Origin of the sequence: Bacillus sp. GMs2/2, assembly GCF_050172095.1 — a bacterium.
GTDB classification, from domain to species: Bacteria; Bacillota; Bacilli; order Bacillales; family Bacillaceae_G; genus Bacillus_A; species Bacillus_A cereus.
Genome location: NZ_JBNLYE010000774.1, coordinates 1 through 681 on the forward strand (window position 1 = coordinate 1; position 681 = coordinate 681).

Sequence of the window (681 nt, forward strand, 5' to 3'; positions counted from 1 at the left end):
TCCTCCTAAAATTGTTAAAGAGTATATGGTTCAATCTATGAAGCCAGGAAGTGTGATTGTGGATATTGCAATAGATCAAGGTGGTACGGTAGAGACAGTCGATCATTATACAACTCATGATAATCCTATATTTGTTAAACATGATGTAGTCCATTATGCAGTACCAAATATGCCTGGTGCTACTCCGCGTACTTCAACTATGGCGTTGGCAAATGGAAATATTGAGTATTTACTAGAAATAGCTAAAAATGGATTAGAGAATGCAATCCAAAATAAACCGGCTTTAGCGACGGGGATAAATATTTACAAGGGTACTATAACTTATGAGAATTTAGGTGCAACACTAGAGTTAGATTATAAGCCATTGAAAGAAGTGTTAATATGAGTAATGAAATTTTACCACTCAACATTGGGAATATAAAAAAGGCACAAAAAATTTTAGATGGAAATGCTAGAAAAACGCCTTTGGTTAAATCTTTCTATTTAACCAGTAAAACCGGTGGAGAAATTTATTTGAAGTTAGAAAATATGCAGTTAACGGGTTCATTCAAGTTTCGTGGTGCATTTAATAAAATTTCCCAACTAACAAATGAAGAAAAAGAACGTGGTGTAATCGCTTGTTCAGCTGGAAATCATGCACAGGGTGTTGCATTATCTTCTCATTTACTTAAAATTCAAAGC

Annotated in this window: 1 protein-coding gene and 1 pseudogene; both read left to right on the top strand. The window is 34.1% G+C overall.

The features are described from left to right. Nucleotides 1-385, top strand: a pseudogene (locus ACQGS6_RS29435) (alanine dehydrogenase); the annotation flags it as partial. Further along, the coding region (locus ACQGS6_RS29440; RefSeq protein WP_426966107.1) for a pyridoxal-phosphate dependent enzyme at nucleotides 382-681 on the top strand (300 nt) is incomplete at its 3' end. The pseudogene ACQGS6_RS29435 and the gene ACQGS6_RS29440, both read left to right, overlap by 4 nt.